This is a genomic window from Archangium violaceum Cb vi76 (genome assembly GCF_000733295.1).
Lineage (GTDB): Bacteria > Myxococcota > Myxococcia > Myxococcales > Myxococcaceae > Archangium > Archangium violaceum.
Genome location: NZ_JPMI01000304.1, coordinates 1 through 18441, shown reverse-complemented (window position 1 = coordinate 18441; position 18441 = coordinate 1). Strand labels below are relative to the sequence as shown.

Annotated in this window: 14 protein-coding genes and 1 pseudogene; 8 read left to right on the top strand and 7 right to left on the bottom strand. The window is 69.3% G+C overall.

Annotated features, from left to right (window positions below):
* Window positions 1–58: 58 nt before the first annotated feature.
* Window positions 59–2197: a spermidine synthase gene (locus tag Q664_RS42380; protein ID WP_043409983.1), complete on the bottom strand. Its 2139-nt coding sequence runs from the start codon at window positions 2195–2197 to the stop codon at window positions 59–61.
* 16 nt (window positions 2198–2213) lie between these two features.
* Window positions 2214–3458, bottom strand: a complete 1245-nt coding sequence (locus tag Q664_RS42375; RefSeq protein ID WP_043409980.1) for a cytochrome P450 — start codon at window positions 3456–3458, stop codon at window positions 2214–2216.
* A 141-nt stretch (window positions 3459–3599) separates the two neighbouring features.
* Here Q664_RS42375 and Q664_RS42370 point away from each other — a divergent pair, with 141 nt between their 5' ends.
* From Q664_RS42370 to Q664_RS42355, 4 genes are all read left to right on the top strand, one after another.
* Window positions 3600–4955, top strand: a complete 1356-nt coding sequence (locus Q664_RS42370) for a M16 family metallopeptidase (protein ID WP_043409978.1) — start codon at window positions 3600–3602, stop codon at window positions 4953–4955.
* Window positions 4956–6368: a M16 family metallopeptidase gene (locus tag Q664_RS42365; protein ID WP_043409975.1), complete on the top strand. Its 1413-nt coding sequence runs from the start codon at window positions 4956–4958 to the stop codon at window positions 6366–6368.
* Window positions 6365–7087 carry an RluA family pseudouridine synthase gene (locus tag Q664_RS42360; RefSeq protein ID WP_043409972.1) on the top strand — a complete coding sequence of 241 codons (723 nt, stop codon included), beginning with the start codon at window positions 6365–6367 and terminating at the stop codon, window positions 7085–7087. The genes Q664_RS42365 and Q664_RS42360 overlap by 4 nt, the downstream gene beginning before the upstream one ends.
* 279 nt (window positions 7088–7366) lie before the next feature.
* Window positions 7367–8653, top strand: a complete 1287-nt coding sequence (locus Q664_RS42355; RefSeq protein WP_052519357.1) for a sensor histidine kinase — start codon at window positions 7367–7369, stop codon at window positions 8651–8653.
* A 56-nt stretch (window positions 8654–8709) separates the two neighbouring features.
* Here Q664_RS42355 and Q664_RS42350 read toward each other — a convergent pair whose 3' ends face one another.
* The 5 genes from Q664_RS42350 to Q664_RS42330 form a co-directional block, all read right to left on the bottom strand.
* The gene (locus Q664_RS42350) at window positions 8710–8919 is read right to left on the bottom strand and encodes a hypothetical protein (RefSeq protein WP_160174623.1); all 210 of its coding nucleotides are present in this window, start codon (window positions 8917–8919) and stop codon (window positions 8710–8712) included.
* A 52-nt stretch (window positions 8920–8971) separates the two neighbouring features.
* Window positions 8972–9961, bottom strand: a complete 990-nt coding sequence (locus tag Q664_RS42345; protein WP_043409964.1) for an FAD binding domain-containing protein — start codon at window positions 9959–9961, stop codon at window positions 8972–8974.
* Between the two features lie 17 nt (window positions 9962–9978).
* Window positions 9979–12462 (bottom strand): xanthine dehydrogenase family protein molybdopterin-binding subunit, encoded by a 2484-nt coding sequence (locus Q664_RS42340; protein WP_084610820.1) that lies wholly within the window; start codon window positions 12460–12462, stop codon window positions 9979–9981.
* A complete protein-coding gene (locus tag Q664_RS42335) occupies window positions 12462–13100 on the bottom strand; it encodes a (2Fe-2S)-binding protein (protein WP_084610818.1) in 639 nt (212 codons plus the stop codon). Before Q664_RS42335 ends, Q664_RS42340 begins: the two co-directional genes overlap by 1 nt.
* Window positions 13101–13255: 155 nt before the next feature.
* Complete coding sequence (locus tag Q664_RS42330; RefSeq protein WP_052519358.1) at window positions 13256–13993, bottom strand: dienelactone hydrolase family protein; 738 nt, start codon at window positions 13991–13993, stop codon at window positions 13256–13258.
* Window positions 13994–14097: 104 nt separating this feature from the next.
* Here Q664_RS42330 and Q664_RS42325 point away from each other — a divergent pair, with 104 nt between their 5' ends.
* The 4 genes and pseudogenes from Q664_RS42325 to Q664_RS42310 form a co-directional block, all read left to right on the top strand.
* Entirely contained in the window at window positions 14098–15543 is a 1446-nt protein-coding gene (locus Q664_RS42325; RefSeq protein ID WP_075207670.1) for a DUF2380 domain-containing protein, read from the top strand.
* Complete coding sequence (locus tag Q664_RS42320; protein WP_043409959.1) at window positions 15540–16010, top strand: hypothetical protein; 471 nt, start codon at window positions 15540–15542, stop codon at window positions 16008–16010. The genes Q664_RS42325 and Q664_RS42320 overlap by 4 nt, the downstream gene beginning before the upstream one ends.
* Before the next feature lie 108 nt (window positions 16011–16118).
* A complete protein-coding gene (gene sitI6, locus Q664_RS42315) occupies window positions 16119–16838 on the top strand; it encodes a SitI6 family double-CXXCG motif immunity protein (RefSeq protein ID WP_043409956.1) in 720 nt (239 codons plus the stop codon).
* Between the two features lie 58 nt (window positions 16839–16896).
* Window positions 16897–18441: pseudogene (locus tag Q664_RS42310) on the top strand (DEAD/DEAH box helicase); the annotation flags it as partial.

Sequence of the window (18441 nt, the reverse complement as noted above, 5' to 3'; positions counted from 1 at the left end):
GAAGAACGGGCCCGGATACCCTCACCCTGACCCTCTCCCGAGGGGAGAGGGGATATGGTCACTCCCGCTCACGAGGCTCGCGGCGGAGCACGGACAGCACGCTGTGGTGCTCGTCGGTCCAGAGGATGAGCGGCGCCTCGTCCCGGGCCTCCAGGGGGTACACGCGGGCGGCCGTGCTGCTGAAGCTGGGGCCCTGGGAGAAGCCCGCGTCCGGAGCGAGAATCACCCACGCGCTGCGCAGCCTGTCTCCCTGGCTCTTGTTGATGACGAGCGTCGCGTGCATGCCGGAGTCCCGGGCGTGCGCGAGCGCGACGGGCTGCAGATCCAGGTGCGAGCTGCTGATGTGCAGCGCCAGCACGCCCCGGGGCGCCAGGTGCGCGCGGTAGAGTGCCACGGCCTCGCGCGTGAGCAGGTGCATGGGAATGGCGTCCGAGCTGAAGACATCCAGCGCGAGCACGTCGAAGCCCCGTGCCTCGCCGCGCTCCAGCTCCTGCTCCAGGGAGATACGGGCGTCGCCCCGCACCACCTCCACCCGGGCGGGGGTGTCGCGCAGGTAGCTGAAGTAGCCGCCCTCGCCCTGGGCCAGCGAGATGACGGCCGGGTTGATCTCATAGAAGCGCACCGTGTCGGCGGCCTGGGCGAGCGCGGCGCTCGTGCCCACGCCCAGGCCCAGCACGCCGATTCTCAGGGCCGGTGACCCCGAGGCCTCGTGCAGCCGCCGTTGCTCGGCGATGGCCAGTCCCAATCCACTGTCCGCGGTGAAGTAGGCCGTGGGCCTGCTCCGGCGCGAGGGCTCGGCGAGCTGGAATCCGTGCGTCGTGGTGCCGTGCTTGAGGGAGAACAGGTGCTGCTCCGGGTCTCCCACGCCGAGCTCCAGCACCTGCACCACACCGAAGAAGTTGCGCACGGTGACCCGCACCTCGCGCCGGATGTCCAGCAGCGACACGCCCAGCCCCATCACCGCCGAGGCGAGCAGGAACACCCGGGCCATTCTCCCCAGCCGTCCCAGGACGCCCTCGTGGGGCGAGGGCGACAGCAGGGGCACCAGTGCCACGACACAGCTCGCGGCGAGCGCCAGCGGGTACTCGCTGTACGTGTTGAAGACGTGCGGCGCCACCAGCCCGACGAACACTCCGCCGAGCACTCCGCCCGCGGACACCAGGAGGTAGAAGGCGCTCAGGTGGCGCGGGGCCGGGCGCAGGCGGTACAGCTCGCCGTGGCACACCATGCAGCCGGCCAGCAGCGCGCCGCCGTACGCGAGGAGCTGGAAGGACAGCGGCCAGTGGGGGCCCTCGAAGAAGGCACGCAACACACCGCCCACCGAGACGATGAGCAGGGGGACCCACACCGCGCGGCGGTAGAACGCCTCGCGCTCGAAGGTGAGGATGAAGGTGAGGAGGTAGATGCCCAGGGGCAGCACCCAGAGGAAGGGTCCGGCCGCCACGTCCCGCGAGAGCTGGTTCGTGGTGGCCAGCAGCAGCACCGACGCACAGGCGCTCAGCCCGAGCCACGCCAGCGAGTGCCACGGATCCGGCCGCCGCGAGTCCCCGGACCCGTCTGGAGCCTGTCCGGGAGGGGTTTCCTCCGCCCGCTTCCACACGTCCCACGCGCAGGCGGCGCACCCGGCGGCGAAGATCAGGAAGCCCACGCCCCACACCCGTCCCTGCGCCGAGCGGGACAGCGCGGGCTCGATGAGGAAGGGGTAGCCCAGCAGCGCGAGCAGCGAGCCGGCGTTGGACAGGGCGTAGAGCCGGTAGGGCGAGACCCCCGGCCGCGCGCGGCTGAACCAGCTCTGCAGCAGGGGCGCGGTGGTGGACAGCACGAAGAAGGGGAACCCGAGCGAGACGGCCAGCATCGCCAGGAGCCGGCCGGTGAGCAGTGCCTCGGTGCCGGTGGAGCGCCACTCGGGCCCGGGGGCCACCGGGGAGCCCATCATCAGCGCGCGCGCCCCGAGCGCTCCCACCGCGAGCACGAGCAGGCCCAGGTGCACTTGCACCTGCCGGCGGGGAGGGAGGCGCGTGGCGCTCGCGTGCGCGTAGGCGTAGCCCGCGAGGAGCGCGCCCTGGAAGAACAGCATGCAGGCCGTCCACACCGCGGGCGTGCCGCCGAACCAGGGAAGTGCGTACCGGCCCGCCAACGGCTGGACGCCGAACAGCAGGAAGGCACTGAGGAAGAGCGTGAAGGCGTAGCGGGCCATGAAGAGGGCGCGAGGTTCAGGCGGTCCGGGCGGCCGGGTACGGCTCGGCCTTCATCCGGAGGCTCTTGGGGCCGCGGATGAGGAAGGCCTGGTTCCAGGGGATGGTGCCCTCCTGGCCTGGAGCGAACGAGACACGGCGCACCCGGCGGAAGAGCTCCTCGAACACCACCTTGGCCTCGATCCGCGCCAGCGGAGCGCCCAGGCAGAAGTGGATGCCGTGGCCGAAGGAGCTGTGTCCCTGGGCCTCCCGCGTGATGTCGAACCGGTCCGGCTCGGGGAACCGGTGCGGATCCCGGTTGGCGGCTCCCAGCAGCAACAGGACGCGCGAGCCCTTGGGAAGGGCCTGGCCAGCGAGCTCCGTGTCCTCCATCACCAGCCGGACGAGGGCCTGCGCTGGACTGTCGTAGCGCAGCATCTCCTCGATGGCGTTGGGGAGGAGCGAGGGGTCCGCCGCGAGCCGCTCCCACTCGGAGGGGTGCCGCAACAGGGCCACCATGCCGTTGCCGATCAGGTTGGTGGTGGTCTCGTTGCCGGCGACGAGCAGCAACCGGGTGAAGGCCATGATGTCCAGGGTGGAGAGGAAGCCGCCCTCGGACTCGCTCGCCTCGAGGAGGGCGCTGATGAGATCCTGGCGCGGCTCGCGGCGGCGGCGCTCGACGACGGCCTCCAGGTACGCATGGAACGCCAGGAGGCTGTCCCTCAGCCGGTCCAGCTCCTGGCTCGCGCCCATCATGGCTGTGGTGCGCAGGAGGTCGTCCGACCAGCGCTTGAAGTCCAGGCGGCGCTCGGGCTCCACACCGAGCATTTCGGCGATGACGATGACGGGCAGCGGCGCGGCCAGCTCCGCGACCAGCTCGAACTCCTCCCGGGCGAGCATGGTGTCGAGCAGCTCGCCGCAGATCTCCCGGATGCGCGGCTCGAGCTCGGCCACGCGGCGGGGGGTGAAGGCTCGGCCCACCAGGCCGCGCAGGCGCGTGTGCAGGGGCGGGATCGAGGTGAGGAGGTTGTTCTCCACCTGGAAGAAGCGGAGCACGTCCTCGCCGATCTCCCTGGGCATCATCGCGCTGGGCGCCATCAGCTTCGAGGAGAACAGGACCGGATTCTTGAGGACGGAGGCGATGTCCTCGTGACGGGTGAGGACGTAGCAACCCCTCATCAGGGAGGGGACGAACGGGATCGGCCCGGCCTCTCGCAGCGAGGCGTAGAACGGGTAGGGGTCGAGGGTGACCTCGGGGGTGAGCTGGGGGGCGAGGGAGGACATCGAGACTCCGGACAGGGGGGCCTGGAGTATGGCTGGCGGCGCTCGGCACGCAACCAGAGCCCCGGTTTGTGGATGCCGGACACTCGGGGGCCGAAAGCCGTGCTTCCCCCCGAGGGAAGCCGTGTATACGGTGGGCTACCTATGCCGAAGGCACCCGCGAACTCCGCCGTGCGCAAGGCGGATCCCGTCCTGCAATCCCTCTTCGACGTCCAGGAGGCCACGCTGCCCAATGGCCTCCGCGTCCGTCTCCTGGCCAACCACGACACGCCCGTGGTGAGCCTCTACACCTTCTTCCAGGTGGGCAGCCGCAACGAGCGCCCTGGCATCACCGGCATCAGCCACCTGTTCGAGCACATGATGTTCAACGGGGCCAAGAAGTACGGGCCCAAGAAGTTCGACCAGGTGCTCGAGTCGAACGGCGGCCGCTCCAACGCGTACACGTCCACGGACATGACCGTGTACTACGAGGACTTCGCCTCGGATGCGCTGGAGACGGTGTTGGACCTCGAGTCGGACCGGATGCGCTCGCTGCGCATCAACGACGAGGCACTGGAGAGCGAGCGCCAGGTGGTGATGGAGGAGCGCCGCGTCCGCGTGGACAACGACATCACCGGCATCATGGACGAGGAGCTGGGCACGCTCATCTGGAAGGCGCACGCGTACCGCTGGCCGGTCATCGGGTGGGAGAAGGACATCGAGAACATCTCCCGCGAGGACTGCGAGCAGTACTTCCGCACGTACTACGCGCCCAACAACGCGGTGCTCTACATCTGCGGGGACATCGATCCGAAGAAGACGCTGGCGCTGGTGCGCCGCTACTACGGAGACATTCCCAAGGGCCCCACGCCCGAGCCCGTGCTCAACGCCGAGCCCGTGCAGAAGGGCGAGCGCCGCGCCGAGGTGCGCCACCCCGCCCAGTCCCCGGCGGTGATGCTCGCCTGGCAGGGCCCGGCGGGGCGTGACGAGGACACGCTCGTGCTGGACATCATCCAGTACGCGCTGACGAAGGGCGAGGGCAGCCGGCTGGTGAAGAAGCTCGTCTACGAGACGCAGCTGGCCGTGTCGGTGATGGTGGACTGGGGCTGGAGGGTGGACCCGGGCGCCATCATCGTCTACCTGGAGCTCAAGCAGGACTCGGATCCGCGCAAGGTGGAGGAGGCCCTGTACGCCGAGCTGGCGCGCGTGGCCGCCGAGGGCCTGACGGAGCGCGAGCTGCAGAAGGCGAAGAACAACCTGCGAGCGGATCACCTGCGGGAGCTGGCGACGAACAGCGGGCGGGCGCATGCCATGGGCCACTACGAGGCGCTGTTGGGCTCGTGGAGGGACGGGCTGACGCTGCCCTCGGTGTACGCGGCCATCACGAACGAGCAGGTGAAGGCGGTGGCGGCGAAGTACTTCGCGCCCGAGCGCCGCTCGGTGGTGACGCTCATTCCGGCTCCGGGTGGAGCCACGGACGAAGCCGCGGACGGAGCCGCTGACGGAAAGGACGCCGAGTAGATGGCCACCCGAGCCACGAAGAAGACGGTGAAGAAGGCGGCGGCGAAGGCCGTGAAGGCCGTGAAGAAGGTGGTGAGCAAGGCGGAGCCCACGCCTGCCGCCGTCACGCTGCCCGCGCTGCACGAGAGCACCACGTCCAGCGGACTGAAGGTGCTGGCCGCGCAGCGCGGCGTGCTGCCGCTGGTGGCGGTGCGGCTGGTCATCCGGGCGGGCAGCTCGGTGGAGCCGGCGGACAAGCACGGCCTGTCGGACTTCACCGCGCGGCTGATGCGCCGGGGTACGGCGAGGATGAGCGCGGACGAGATCGACGAGACGATCGAGTTCGTGGGCGCGAGCTTCTCGGTGGGGAGCAGCGAGGACGTGCTGTCGCTCTTCGTCGCCACGCCCGCGGAGCACTTCCCGGAGATGCTGTCCGTGCTGGGGCAGATCGTGCGCGAGCCCTCGTTCCCGGAGCGCGAGTTGGAGCTGGCGCGCGAGCGGGCGCTGGCGGGGTTCGTGAACGATCTGGACGATCCGTCGGTGGTGGCGGATCGGGCCTTCACGCGGGCGCTGTGGGGAGACCATCCGTACGGACACGACGTGGGGGGAAGCGCGGCGCACGTGCGGACCTTCACGCGGGACGATCTGGTGCGCTTCCACCGTGAGCGGATGGGCCCGAAGGTGTCGCTGCTGTCGGTGGTGGGCGCGGTGAGCCCCGAGGTGGTGGCGCGGGAGGCGGAGAAGGCCTTCGCGGGCTGGGAGGGCGGGCCGGAGACGCCGATGGAGCTGCCGCCGGCCGACATGAAGACGTCGGGCCGGATCATCCTGGTGGACAAGCCGGAGCAGACGCAGACGCAGGTGCGCATCGGCGGGCCGGGCTTCCGGGTGGGCCACCCGGACTACTTCCCGGCGGCGGCGATGAACAACGTGCTGGGTGGCGGGTTCACCTCGCGGCTGGTGAACGAGATCCGCGTGGAGCGCGGCCTGACGTACGGCATCCACAGCTACTTCGACATGATGAACGCGGGAGGCGTGTTCGGCATCTCCACGTTCACCCAGACGGACAAGACGCGGGAGATGATCGACGTCACGCTCGCCGAGGTGGCGAAGGTGCGCGAGAAGGGAATCACCCCGGCGGAGCTGAAGAAGGCGCAGCGCTACCTGGCGGGGCTGTACCCGCTGCGGACGGAGACGAACGAGTCGGTGGCGTCGGTGCTGAGCGACATCCGGGTGCACGGGCTCGGGGACGACTGGGTGGAGAAGTTCCGCGAGCGGCTGATGGAGGTGAAGCCGAAGCAGACGGTGGAGGTGGCGGCGAAGTACCTGTTCGCGCAGCCGCCGCTGATCGTGCTGGTGGGCAAGGCGTCGGAAGTGAAGAAGCAGCTGACGGGGCTGGGGCCGGTGACGGTGGTACCGGCCTCGGATTACGAGTGAGCGGGGTCCGCGTTCTCTTCGAGGGCGCGGGGCTGCTCGCGGTGGACAAGCCCGCGGGGATGCTGGTCATCCCCGGGCGGGGTGAGGGCGGAGGCCCATCGCTGCGCGAGGTGCTGGAGGAGCAGCTGAAGCGGAAGGTGTACGTGGTGCACCGGTTGGATCGAGACACCTCGGGGGTGATGGTGTTCGCGCTGGAGCCCGGGGTGCACCGGACGATGTCGATGGCGTTCGAGTCCGGGAAGGTGCGCAAGCGTTACCTGGCGTTGGTGGAGGGGAGGGTGGAGGCGCCGCGGGTGGTGGACGCGGCGCTGGTGCCGGCGCGCAAGGGGCGGATGCGGGTGGCGAGGCCTGGGGAGGAGGGGAAGCCCTCGAGGACGCGGGTGAGGCCGGTGGAGGTGTTCACGGCGGCCTCGCTGGTGGAGGCCGAGCCGATGACGGGGCGGACGCATCAAATCCGCGTGCACCTGTTGTCGGAGGGGCACCCGTTGCTGGTGGATCACCAGTACGGGCGGGACGAGCCGTTGAAGGCGAAGGACGTGGGAGGGGAAGGGGAGGAGGAGGTGCTGGCGCGCACGCCGTTGCATGCGGCGAGGCTGGAGTGGCCGGCGCTGCCAGGAGTGGAGGCGAGGGCGTTGGAGTCCCCACTGCCCGAGGACATGGCGAAGACCGTGGAGTTGCTGCGCCAGACTCCCTCTCCCTCTGGGAGAGGGCCGGGGTGAGGGTCTGCCTGTGACACACCCCAGCCTCGACGAACTGCTGGCGAGAATGCGAGCTGCTCGCGCGTGAGCGGGATGCTCAGCTGAGATGATTGCACCCTCCATGGAACATGCCGCTCCTCCGGGCTTGGGTGGAGGGGCGGCAGTGTGGTGGCTCGTCGACCGGGGCAACGTCCAGGGCGGGGACCTGGGAACGACAGCGCCTGGCATCGGGTTGAGAATTTGATCTGCGGCGGGTGAGGCGCTTCCGGTTCGCGGGGCGTCCCGGAGGCGGATGTGCAGATGTTCTCGTCGATGGACTTGTCAGCTCGAGCGGAGGAGGTGGGGGCCTCCTTCCACGATGTTCTTCACCTCCTGGAAGCCTCCCGCCTGCTCGCCCGGGCACGGGAGGTCCGCGATATCGCCCAATGCGTCTGTGGGCTCGTGAAGCGGCTGGTGGGGGCGGACGGCGTCACGTTCGTTCTGAGCGAAGGCGAGCTCGTCTACTACGCCGAGGAGGAGTCGCCCGAGCATCTCTGGAAGGGGCGAAGGTTTCCCGCGAAGCAGTGCATCTCCGGCTGGGCGATCATGAACCGGCAGACGGCGGTGATCGAGGACATCTACGCCGATCCTCGCATCCCCATCGATGCCTACCAACCCACGTTCGTCAGGAGCCTCGCCATGGTGCCAATCGGCCATGAGCAGCCGCTCGGCTCGATTGGCGTGTATTGGGCTCGAAACCACAAGGCGACCGGGCGCGAGTTGTTCCTGGTGGAGATGCTCGCCGAGGCCTCGCTCGCCGCCCTGTTCCGGGCCGCGCTCCAGCAGGACGTGGAGGACCTCCGGTCACGGGTCGCCCCCGCCGAGGGGAGGTCTCGTGACGAGGAGGAGCCCTCGCTCGCGCGGCTCATCCCTCTCGTCGCGCACGATCTGAAGAATCCGCTCGGTGCCATCTCGCTCGCGTCCCAGTCTCTCATCCGGAGTGGTGCGCTCGCGGGGAATGAACTCGTGAAAGTCCGGCGCATCCTCTCCAGCGTGGAGCGCGCCCGGCGTCTGGTGGAGGAGGTGCTCGAGTACGCCCGGCTCAAGGCGCGGGGTGGGTTGCCGTTGGAGCTCGAGGAATCACGGCTGGATTCCGTCGCACGCTCCGTCGTCGAGGAGGCAAGGACCGCGTTTCCCGGACGTCGGATCGAGCTCGTCGCCGAGGAGACGAGAGGAACATGGGACTGCCACCGGCTGGCCGAGGTGCTGGCGAACCTGCTTGGCAACGCGCTCCAATATGGCCATCCGGAGCGGCCAGTCACGCTGCGGGTGGAGGCCCGGGAAGGCGAGTCCTGTTTCGAGGTGCACAACTTCGGCCCCGTCATTCCCGATGAGCTCCTGCCGGTCCTGTTCGAGCCCTTCCGGAGGGGACGGGGCGACGGTCACTGTTCGGTGGGCCTGGGGCTCTTCATCGTGAACCAGATCATCCAGGCCCACGGCGGGCGCATCCGGGTGCGCTCCACCTTGGAGCAGGGAACCTCGTTCACGGTCCACCTTCCCAGGTGTCAGATGCAGCCCATCGCCCCCCCGCTCGAATGCGCTCACTGAGGGGGCGTCCAGGCAGCGTTGGTGAGGACGTACCTGGGGCGCCACTCCACCGTGGCTCAGTCCAGGACGCGTGAGCCCTCCGCTTCCCCAGTGGGGGCCCGGAAGCAGAGGCGGGCTTCTCCGCAGATGTGCGGGTGCACCTGGTCGTCGTCCGGCCCGACGCTCTCGCCCGTCGCGACGCACCAGAACGTCGCGGTCGAGACGAAGCCCGTCTCCCAGTCCACCGCCGAGTCGTACCGGACGCCTGGCGTTCCCTTCGAACGCATCCGCCGGCAGACGCACGGTGGCTTCTGTTCGTTGCTCGAGTCCATGCGCTCCTCAGGCCGCCGCCGCGGCGAGCACCGTCCTCCGGACCACCGCCTCGAGGACCGGGACCTTGTAGGCGTTCTTCGACAGGGGCGTCGCGCCATTCACGGCCGCCTTCGCCACCTGCCGCGCGAGCTCCTCGTTGAGCGTCTTCCCCACGAGGAGCTTCTCCGCTTCCGCCGCCCGCCGGGGCGTGGGCGCCACCCAGCCCATGGCGATCGCCGCCTGCCGGATGGTCCGACCCTCCATCCTCAGCACCACCGCGACGTCGCAGATGGGCCAGTCGTAGCTCTCCCGCTCGCCCTGCTTGTGGTACGCCGCCTTCGTTCCCGCCGCCGGGGCCGGGATGCGCACGCGTGTCAGCAGCTCGTTGGGCGCGATGCTCGTGTCCGTCGAGCGCTTCATGTCCGGGGGCAGGAGGAACTCGGACACGGGCACCACCCGCGTCTTGCCCCCGGGGCCGGTCAGCTCCACCGAGGCGCCGTACGCCACCAGCGCCGTGGCCGGAGTGGAGGCGTGCACCATCACCGTGCGCTGGTTGTCGAAGATGGCGTGGTACTGGTTCTCTCCCGAGCGCACCCGCTCGACGGCATCGCCACCGGCCTGGTGGAAATGGTCGTACCGGAAGTACCAGCAGCGGGGCCGCTGGAGCAGGTTGCCTCCCATCGTGGCGGCGTTGCGGACCTGGGGCGTCGCGGCATGCTCCGCCGCGTCCGCGAGCGCCACGAAGCGCTTGCGCACCTCGGGCTCCCGTGACAGCCGGGCCAGGGTCACCAGGGCGCCCAGCTCCAGGCCCTGCTTCGCGTCGAAACGCACCCCGTCCAGTCCCTTGATGGTCTTGATATTGACCACCCGGCGGGGGGCCATCACGCCGTTCTTCATCAGGTCCAGCAGATCCATCCCGCCGGCCTTGGCGACCACGGGCTGCCGCTCGCTGCCCTCACCGAGCAGCGATACGGCGTGTTCCACGGATTCAGCATCCACCCACTCGAAGCTCTGCATGCATCCTCCGATTCGTGTCAGCCGCGCAGCGCCGCGAGCACGTTCGCGGGCGTCATCGGGAGCGTCCGGATGCGCTTGCCCGTCGCGTTGTAGAAGGCATTGGCCACCGCCGCCGCCGTCGCCACGTTGGCGGGCTCGGCGACTCCCCGGGCATCCGTCGAGGACTGCGCCCCGAGCTGCTCGAGCAGGATGACCTCGATCCTCGGCGTCTCGCGCGAACCGAGGATCTTGTACTGATCCACGTTGGCGTTGAGCTGCTGGCCGCTCGCGGCGTCCAGGTGCCGTTCCTCGTAGAGGGCGTAGCTGACGCCCTGAATCACGCCTCCGTAGATCTGGCTCTCGGTGAGCTTGGGGTTGATGGGGCGCCCGCAGTCATGCACCGCGACCACCCGCTCCACCTTGACGATGCCCGTCTCCGTGTCGACCGCGACCTCGGCGAACTGCACGCCGCCGATGCCATGCCGGCTGAGGGCCATGTCGGGGGTCTTGAACAGGTACCCCTCGTAGTCGTCCCGGCGCTCGGCGCGTTGGGAGATCTCCTCGAACCCGGCCTTCTTGACCGCCTCTCGGAACGGCATGGCCGAGCCGGCCTTGCCCTTCACCATCACCTTGCCATCGGCGAAGACGATGTTCTCCGCGTTCGCCTTGAAGACGGGGGCGAGCCGCGCGGCCAGCTCCCGGGCACAGCGGTACGCGGCGTTGCGAGCGGCGGGAGTCAGCGAGCTGGTGACGCGGCTGCCACCCGAGGCGGGCCCCATCGGATAACGGGAGTCTCCGATATGGGAGCCGATGTCCTCGGCGCGCAGGCCGAACTCCTCGGCCACCACCTGCGCCAGGATGGTCCGCGTGCCCGTGCCGATGTCCTGCGTGCTGCTGAAGGCCTCGACGGAGCCATCCCCCGAGACACGCACCTCGCACGCGGTGCTCGGCTGGACCAGGTAGAGCCACTGGGACTGAGCGAAGCCGAGTCCCCGCTTGATGGGTCCCTTGTCCGAGCCCGCGGGCCGCCGCTTGTTCCAGCCGGCCCGTTCGGCGCCGACCTTGCGCTCCTGGGCGCGGGCCAGGCAGTCATCCGTGCCCGAGACGTCGAGCTTCCCCCGCAGCGCGAGCGGGTCCATCTTGAGCCGCTCCGCCAGCTCGTCGATGGTCTGCTCCAGCGCGAAGATGCCCTGGACCTGACCGGGCGCCCGGAAGGCGGCACAGGGCCCGGCGTTGGTGAAGACGTCGTACTGCTCCACCAGCACGTTCGGGCACTCGTAGAGCGTGGAGTGGCAGAAGCCCACGCCCGCGCCGCCGGCCACGCCTCCGGTGCCGTAGGCCTGGACCTGGAGCGCCACGAGCGAGCCATCGCGCTTCGCGCCCAGCTTGAGCCGCTGGATGCTGTTGGGGCGGTTGCCGCCCGACACGTGCTCTTCCCGGCGATCCAGGATCATGCGCACCGGTGCGCCGGCCTTGCGCGACAGGTGGATGGCGAGCAGCCCGTAGTTGCCAATGCCGTACTTCGCCCCGAAGCCGCCGCCGGTGAAGTCGCTGATCACCCGGACCTTGCTCTTCGGCAGATCGAACAGCTCGGCCGCGTCCTCGCGGACGCTCGTGACGAACTGGGTGGAGGCGTAGAGGGTGAGCCCGTCGTCCTTCCAATCGGCGACGAGCCCGTGCGGCTCCATGGGCACGTGGGTCTGTACCTGGGTGCGGTACTCGGCCTCGATGACCACCTCGGACTCGCTGAGTCCCTTGTTGACGTCACCGCGAGGGCCCATGCCCCGGGGCTTGTTGTCGGGACCGCGCACGTTGCCCTTCTGGGGCAGGCCCGGGGGCGCGCCGCCGCCTCCCGCGGTCGCCGGCTGCTCGGTGGGGCCGGGGAAGACGCGAGGTGCGTTCTCCTTCATGGCCTCCTCGAGCTGGGAGACGTGGGGGAGGGGTTCGTACTCCACCTTGATCAGCTTCACCGCGGCCTCGGCGGCACGGGGCGTGTCGGCCGCGACCGCCGCGACGGGCTGGCCGGCGTAGCGGACGGTGGGATAGCGGTTGCCCTGCTCTGCCTTGGGATCACGCAGTTGCGCGGTGGAGAGGATGCGCTCCGGGATGTGGATGGCGCGGACGCCCGGGTAGCGCTCGGCCGCCGAGGTGTCGATGGACTTGATGCGCGCATGGGGATGCGGCGAGGCGACCCATTTGGCCCAGAGCATTCCGGGGAGCTGGACGTCGAAGGTGTAGCGGGCCTTGCCGGTGACCTTCTCGATTCCATCCAGCCGCGAGACCGGCTTGCCAATGGACTTGAGCTTCGCGTTCTCGGGGAGGGGAGGGGGCTCGTCCTCGGGCACGCGCCGGGTGACCTCCTTGAGCCCCGCGCCGACGATGCCGTACGGGAGCGCCTGCTGCCGCGAGGGCCCTGGATTGGGCTGTGGCGGCTGCGGGGGACCCCCTGCCTGTTGCTGCTGCTGTTCGCCCCCGGGCTTGTTGGAAGCGCGAGGATCGCTGGTGTCCTTGACGTCTTGCATCAGGTGTTCCCCTTTGCCTTTCCGCCTCCCTGGGCCGCGGCCAGGGTCGCCTTGAAGACGTTGGGATAGGTGCCACACCGGCACAGATGACCGCTGACCGCCTGCTTCACGTCGTCGAGCGTGCACTTGGGATTGCGATCGACCAAGGCGGCACAGCTCATCACCATGCCGGGAGTGCAGAAGCCGCACTGCATGGCATCGTTCTCCACGAAGGCGCGCTGCACCGGGTGGAGCGCCTCCCCCTTGGCGAGCCCCTCGATGGTGGTGACCTTGCGGCCCCGGGCATCGAAGGCGAGCGTCATGCAGCTCGCGGCGACCTCGCCATCGAGCCAGACGGTGCAGGCCGAGCAGGCACCGCGGTCGCAGCCGATCTTCGTTCCCGTCAAGCCGAGGTGGTTGCGCACCAGCTCGGCGAGCGTCGTGGCCGGGTCGGCCTGGACGGTCACGGTACGGCCGTTGATGGACAGGGTCAGCGGGGCGGGCTCCGGGCCCAGCACTGGCGGAGAGGGATCCGCTGCGTGAGCGGACGGGGCCAGGGTGGCGCTCAGTGCGGAAGCACCCGCGCCCTTGAAGAAGGCGCGGCGGCTGAGTTGGGGAAGCAGCGGCTTGGGGACGGAGTCATCATCGGGTGGGGCCAATGTCGAACGCTCCTCTCGCGAGGCAAGCTACAGAAGCAATTCGATAGCGGCCCAGCCCGATGTTCACGCTTGGGCCGCGAGCATTGGTTCTTCAACAGACCGAAGGGGGGGCGGCCTCCCGGACAGTTGTGCACTGGTCGGGAATGGGCCTCCGGTCAGGCGTGGAGCGTGCGGGCGAACAGCTCGAGCAGCTTGCTCCAGTGCCGTTCGGCGGAGTCCTTGTCGTAGGAGGCCATGCCCTCCACCGCGAAGCCGTGGCGCGCGCCGGAGTAGAGCTCGGATTGCGCCTTGACGCCGGACTCCTTCAAGGCGGCCTCCAGGCGCGAGATGGCCTCGGCCGGCATGGAGCCGTCCTGGTCCGCATGGGCGAAGTAGAGCTCGCCCTTCACCTCGCCCACCACGCGGTGGGGGCTGTCGGGTGAGTCCGTGGCGAGGCGTCCACCATGGAAGGAGGCCGCCGCGGCGATGCGATCCGGAAAGGCAGCCGCCATGTGCACGGCGATGGAGCCGCTCATGCAGTAGCCGACCACGCCCACCCGGTGGCCTTTTATCTGGGGCTGGGCGGCGAGGAAGTCGAGCTCGGCGGCGGCGTCGGTGATGACCCGCTCGGGCGTCAGCGTCGCGATGAGTCCCAGGATGCGCTTGCGGTACGCCTCGTCCGCGAAGGAGCCCTCCATGTTGGGGAGCGGGGCGCGTCCCTCGCGGTAGTAGACGTTCGGCAGCAGGACGACGTAGCCCGCCTTGGCGAGCCGGCGCCCCATGGCCTCGAACACGGGCCGGATGCCCATGGCATCCGTGAGCAGGATGACGCCGGGCCCCGGCTTCTGGTTCTCGGGGTGGAACAGCTTCGCGTCCATCGTGCCTTCACGGGTCTTGATGTCGACGTCTTGCATGAGCTCCATGCCTCCGGGGTTGGGTCGTACGGCTCTAATCCAGTTGGAGTAAGTCTTGTCAGGGGTTCTCGCTCCAATTGAGGGCTTCGGAGGTGTAGTGGACGATGCGAGCTGACTCATCAGGGGTGAAGGGGACGGGGCTGCTGCTTGCCCTGGCCCTCCTGTCCAACGCCTGTGTGTCGCTGGCGCCACCGCCTGGCCCGAGGCGGAGCCTGCGCTACACCCCGCAGGGCGCCACCGGGCCCGTCGTGGCCGGAGGGACGGGCGAGGGGGCTGGCCCAGGCGGAGTCGACGCGACTATGTGGCGGAGCGCCCTCGCTGCCCACCTGGCCTTTCGCAAGGGCGTGGGCGAGGTGTCCGGCTCCACCCGCCGCATCTCTCGCGAACTCTCCAGACTCAGGGCCAGCGACTCGGGCATTGCTGGCGCGGGCAATGGCCTCTTCGTCCGCTACGTCAATCATGGCGAAACCTGGTTGCGGTGGATTGACGCCGAGCTTGCCACTGCCACGCAGCTCGCCGCCGAGGCGTCGGAGGTGGAGGACCCGGATATGCAGCGCGCCCTGCTGCGCCTCGCGGGCCCACGGCTGGAGGCCGCCATGATGGGCTCCATCCTGCTGGCCGTGTGGTTTGACTTGCTCCGCCTCACCGACGCCGCGCTCGCCCGACGCCTCTACAGCGTGGAGGCGCTGTACGCGAAGCTGGAGCGCTGGCGGAAGATGACGGAGCCCTCCATGTCGGCTCTCGCTTCCCTGGAGCTGGAGCAGGTGGAGTCGGCGGCGGAGGACATGCCCGCCCTGGTAGGCCACCTCACCGAAGAGTTCTCAGCGCTCCTCGAGGCCATACACAAGGGAGCGAAAGTCCTCGAGACGGCGCTGGTGCTGAAGGAGTTCGTGGAGGCGCTCACCACGCTGTCGGCGCTGAAGTTCACGTTGCCCGCGCTGCGCGCGGCGACTCCCGCCGTGCTCGGCGCGAGCCTCATGGTGGGCCCCAACGGGGTGATGATGGGGACGCGGATTGTAGTGTCCGCCGAGTGGGTGGAGATGATGCGCCAGTTGGTTCGCGCGGGTGTCCTCTCCGTTCCCGCCGTCAGCGCCGCGGTACGGATTCAGGCCGGCCACGTGATGATGGCGCAGGGGCACGGCGAGCTCCCGCGGGGCGTGCGCGACGCGCTGGGCGATGCGCCCGAGGTGCGTGCCATGCGTGTGACGGGCAAAACAGGCGCCGGCATGGCAGCGCCCCCGCGTCACCACGTCATGCCGAACGAGTTCCGCGAGTGGTTCGAGAGGCGCGGCTTCACCGGCGAGATGGACATTGACAAGTTCTGCGTCAAGCTTCAGCAGGCACATCACGAAGCCATTCATGGCGGTGGCGACTGGAAGCTGGGTCGCATGTGGCCCGGCGAATGGAACCGGATGATCATGGAGGCGCTGTACGAGGCTGAGGCCGAAGCTGGCCGGATGTTGACGCGGAACGCCATTCTGAACATCGTCGCCAAGCGAATGAAGGATTACTACATTCCAATGAAGTTCGTCTCGTGGAGAGGACGATGAGCGACGGACGTGCTTGGGAGGGCAACATCAAAGCGCGCCTGTATGCGCGGGTCCGCGAGCGTGGCTTCGATTCGCTCAGCGCCTTCGCCGAGGCGCGCCCTGCCGTTCCGCTTCACTTGCTCGCCGAGGAATTGGGCAAGGATGACGTCGCCGGGGTACAGGTCTTGAGTGGGCTGCTTGCCGAGGCGGAGCGGCGCAAGCAAGTCACGCGGTTTGTGCGGGACGTTTTCGCGCGCCTGTGGTCCGAGAGCGTTCCCGACGGTTGGCCGGCTGTGATGAATGACGATGCCCGCTTCGCCGTCGCTGAGGCGCTCGGCTGCTGGACTGCCTACACGCCAGAAACACATAAGGAGCGTGTCAAGCAGGCCAGGGCAGCGCTTCGCGCCTCATCACCGCCGCCCGGCTGGAGGCCCCTCGGGCCCGACGACGAGCTTCTACTCACGCTCTTGCCTGACGAGGAAGTCTGAGCTTTCCCCCACCATGCGGAGGATCATGAGCGAGGGCCGTTCACATTCAAGTGTCAGCGGTCGTCCGATGACCGGCTACGATAGATAGGCGCGGGGGCAGGTGACGAAATGGCGAGGTTCTATCGGATCCGAGCACCCAGGAACTCCATGTACACCGGCAGCCTCAGTGCCACACACAAGTGGGGCAGTCTGCCCGGGCTTCGCTGCCCTGAGTGTGGAGCCAGATGGGCCGGGGGGATGACCGCGTATCCAGGCGTGGACCTGTCCGCTCTTTCTGAACGCGGTGCGTACGAGAAGCCTCGTCCGGAGCCCTTCGACGAGTTCGTGCGTTTGCGTGAGTTGGTGCGGCCCCTCGTGCCACCTGGAGCCCAATTGCTCCCAGGCGCGAAATTCGGCCCGCTGGTGGGCACCGCCACTGGCGGCTTCAGCCCGTTGTTCTTCCACTACGTCGAGATGCCGCTGGTACACCTCGAAGCGCTGGAGAAATTGCAGGCCGAGGGGGTGCGCGGACTTCACGGCTTCCGGACGGAGCTGCGCTTCCGCCAGAAGACCCACCCGGAGCTGTTGGAACTGCAAGTCCTGCCTCACGGCCGGTTGCATCCGGAGTGCACGCCGCCGGATCGACCCCCTCCATGCCCCAAATGTGGCTGGGACGACTTCGCCTTCCCGGAGGAGCCCATCCTGGATGCGGCGTCACTGCCCGCACACACGGACCTGTTCCGGCTGAGCGACTTCGAGACCGTCTTCATCGCCACCGAGCGCTTCGTGGAGGCTGTGAGGCGCCTGGACCTGGACGAGGTCGATATTCGCGAGATACCGGTGCGCTGACCCGAAGCGGATGCGTTTGTTGCCCGGGGCCCGCAGCGGGGATAGGGATGCGGTTCTCATGTCGCTGACCGCGGAGCTACTCGATGCCGTCCGGGAGGAAGCACGCCCGGACACCTGGTCCGCCGGTATGGGCCTGGCCCGCGCCGGTGCCGTCTCGGTGCAATCCGTCGGAGAGGAAGAGGCCGTCCTGTGCGTGCGCGCCACTGGCCGGCCCGCCCCCCTGACCACGGTGCTCTACCCGGAGGACGAGATCTGGGAGTGTGACTGCCGTGGCCGCGTGGACCCCTGCGAGCACGTGGTGGCGGCGGCCATCGTCCTCCATCACTCCGTGTCCCAGCGTGCCCCCGCTCCGCGTGCTCCCGCCCGGCCCGTGCCGCAGTCCCGGCCCGCTCCCGCCCAGGCTCCCGCGGCCCAGGGCGGCCCACGCCCGGCTGTCGCGCCGAAGTCGGAGCGCATGGTGTACCGCTTCAAGCGCGTGGACGGAGGGCTCCAGCTCGAGCGCCTGTTGGTGCGTCCGGACAACACCGCGCGGTTGCTCGCGCGCAGTCTGGCGTCCGTGTTGGCGAACCCCGTGGAGGCGGCCCGCATCCAGGTGGAGCCGTGCGATCTGCTCGCGGACAAGTTGCTGCTGAAGCCCACGCGGGGCGCGCTTCCCCCCGAGCGGCTCGAAGCGCTCCTGCGTGTCCTGGAGCCCGCGCGCACCGTCATCCTCGACGGCGCGCTGGTGTCCGTCTCGAGCGAGCCCGTGCTCCCCCGCGTCACCGTGGAGGATCGTGGCGAGCAGACGGTGCTCAAGATCGAGAAGGACCCGCGCATCACCGAACTGGTGTGCCCCGGGATCGTGGTGTGTGGAGGCACGCTGTGCCGGCTTGGCGAGCAGGGTCTCACCGGCTCTCGGTTGGAGAGCCTGCCGCAGGAGCGCGTCTTCCCGCCCGAGCAGTTGGGCGACCTCACCGGAAAGGTGTTGCCGGACCTCGCGCGGCGCATGCCGGTGGACGTGAAGAGCCAGCGGCTGCCGCCCATCGATCGCACGCTCCAGCCGCGCATCTCCCTGGACCTCAACCAGCTGGACTCGGGCCTCTCGGTGCTGCCCACGCTGGTGTACGGCTCGCCGCCCACGGTGCGCATCGACAACGGGCGCATGGTGTACCTCCAGGGCGCCGTTCCCGTGCGCGACGAGGGTTCCGAGCAGAAGCTCATCCACCAGCTCCGCGACGAGCTGAACATGGTGCCCGGCCGCCGTGTGACGGTGCAGGGCAGGGATGCGGTGCAGCTCGCCGACAAGCTGCGGCGCTGGCGCGGTGGCCTCACCGGCGACGCGGCGCGCGTGGTGAGCCCCAACGTGAAGCTGCGCCCCATGCTCTCGGTGGAGGCGGGGGCCACGCAGAGCGGCGTGCCGCAGGTGGGCTTCTCGTTCGACTTCCAGGTGGAGGGAGCGGGGCCCGGTGCGCCGCGCTCGGTGGACGCGGCGGCGGTGATGCGCGCGTGGGAGGAGGGGCTGGGGCTGGTGCCGCTGGAGGGGGGGGGGTGCTCCGCTGCCCACGGCATGGCTGAAGACGCACGGCCAGCGCGTGGCGGACCTGCTGGCGGCGCGCGGGAAGGA

What these genes read in the sequence shown, in the direction of transcription:
- Q664_RS42380 (WP_043409983.1), bottom strand. Translation starts at nt 2,197, where the DNA reads ATGGCCCGCTACGCCTTCACGCTCTTCCTCAGTGCCTTCCTGCTGTTC.
- Q664_RS42375 (WP_043409980.1), bottom strand. Translation starts at nt 3,458, where the DNA reads ATGTCCTCCCTCGCCCCCCAGCTCACCCCCGAGGTCACCCTCGACCCC.
- Q664_RS42370 (WP_043409978.1), top strand. Translation starts at nt 3,600, where the DNA reads ATGCCGAAGGCACCCGCGAACTCCGCCGTGCGCAAGGCGGATCCCGTC.
- Q664_RS42365 (WP_043409975.1), top strand. Translation starts at nt 4,956, where the DNA reads ATGGCCACCCGAGCCACGAAGAAGACGGTGAAGAAGGCGGCGGCGAAG.
- Q664_RS42355 (WP_052519357.1), top strand. Translation starts at nt 7,367, where the DNA reads ATGTTCTCGTCGATGGACTTGTCAGCTCGAGCGGAGGAGGTGGGGGCC.
- Q664_RS42350 (WP_160174623.1), bottom strand. Translation starts at nt 8,919, where the DNA reads ATGCGTTCGAAGGGAACGCCAGGCGTCCGGTACGACTCGGCGGTGGAC.
- Q664_RS42345 (WP_043409964.1), bottom strand. Translation starts at nt 9,961, where the DNA reads ATGCAGAGCTTCGAGTGGGTGGATGCTGAATCCGTGGAACACGCCGTA.
- Q664_RS42340 (WP_084610820.1), bottom strand. Translation starts at nt 12,462, where the DNA reads ATGCAAGACGTCAAGGACACCAGCGATCCTCGCGCTTCCAACAAGCCC.
- Q664_RS42330 (WP_052519358.1), bottom strand. Translation starts at nt 13,993, where the DNA reads ATGCAAGACGTCGACATCAAGACCCGTGAAGGCACGATGGACGCGAAG.
- Q664_RS42325 (WP_075207670.1), top strand. Translation starts at nt 14,098, where the DNA reads ATGCGAGCTGACTCATCAGGGGTGAAGGGGACGGGGCTGCTGCTTGCC.
- Q664_RS42320 (WP_043409959.1), top strand. Translation starts at nt 15,540, where the DNA reads ATGAGCGACGGACGTGCTTGGGAGGGCAACATCAAAGCGCGCCTGTAT.
- sitI6 (WP_043409956.1), top strand. Translation starts at nt 16,119, where the DNA reads ATGGCGAGGTTCTATCGGATCCGAGCACCCAGGAACTCCATGTACACC.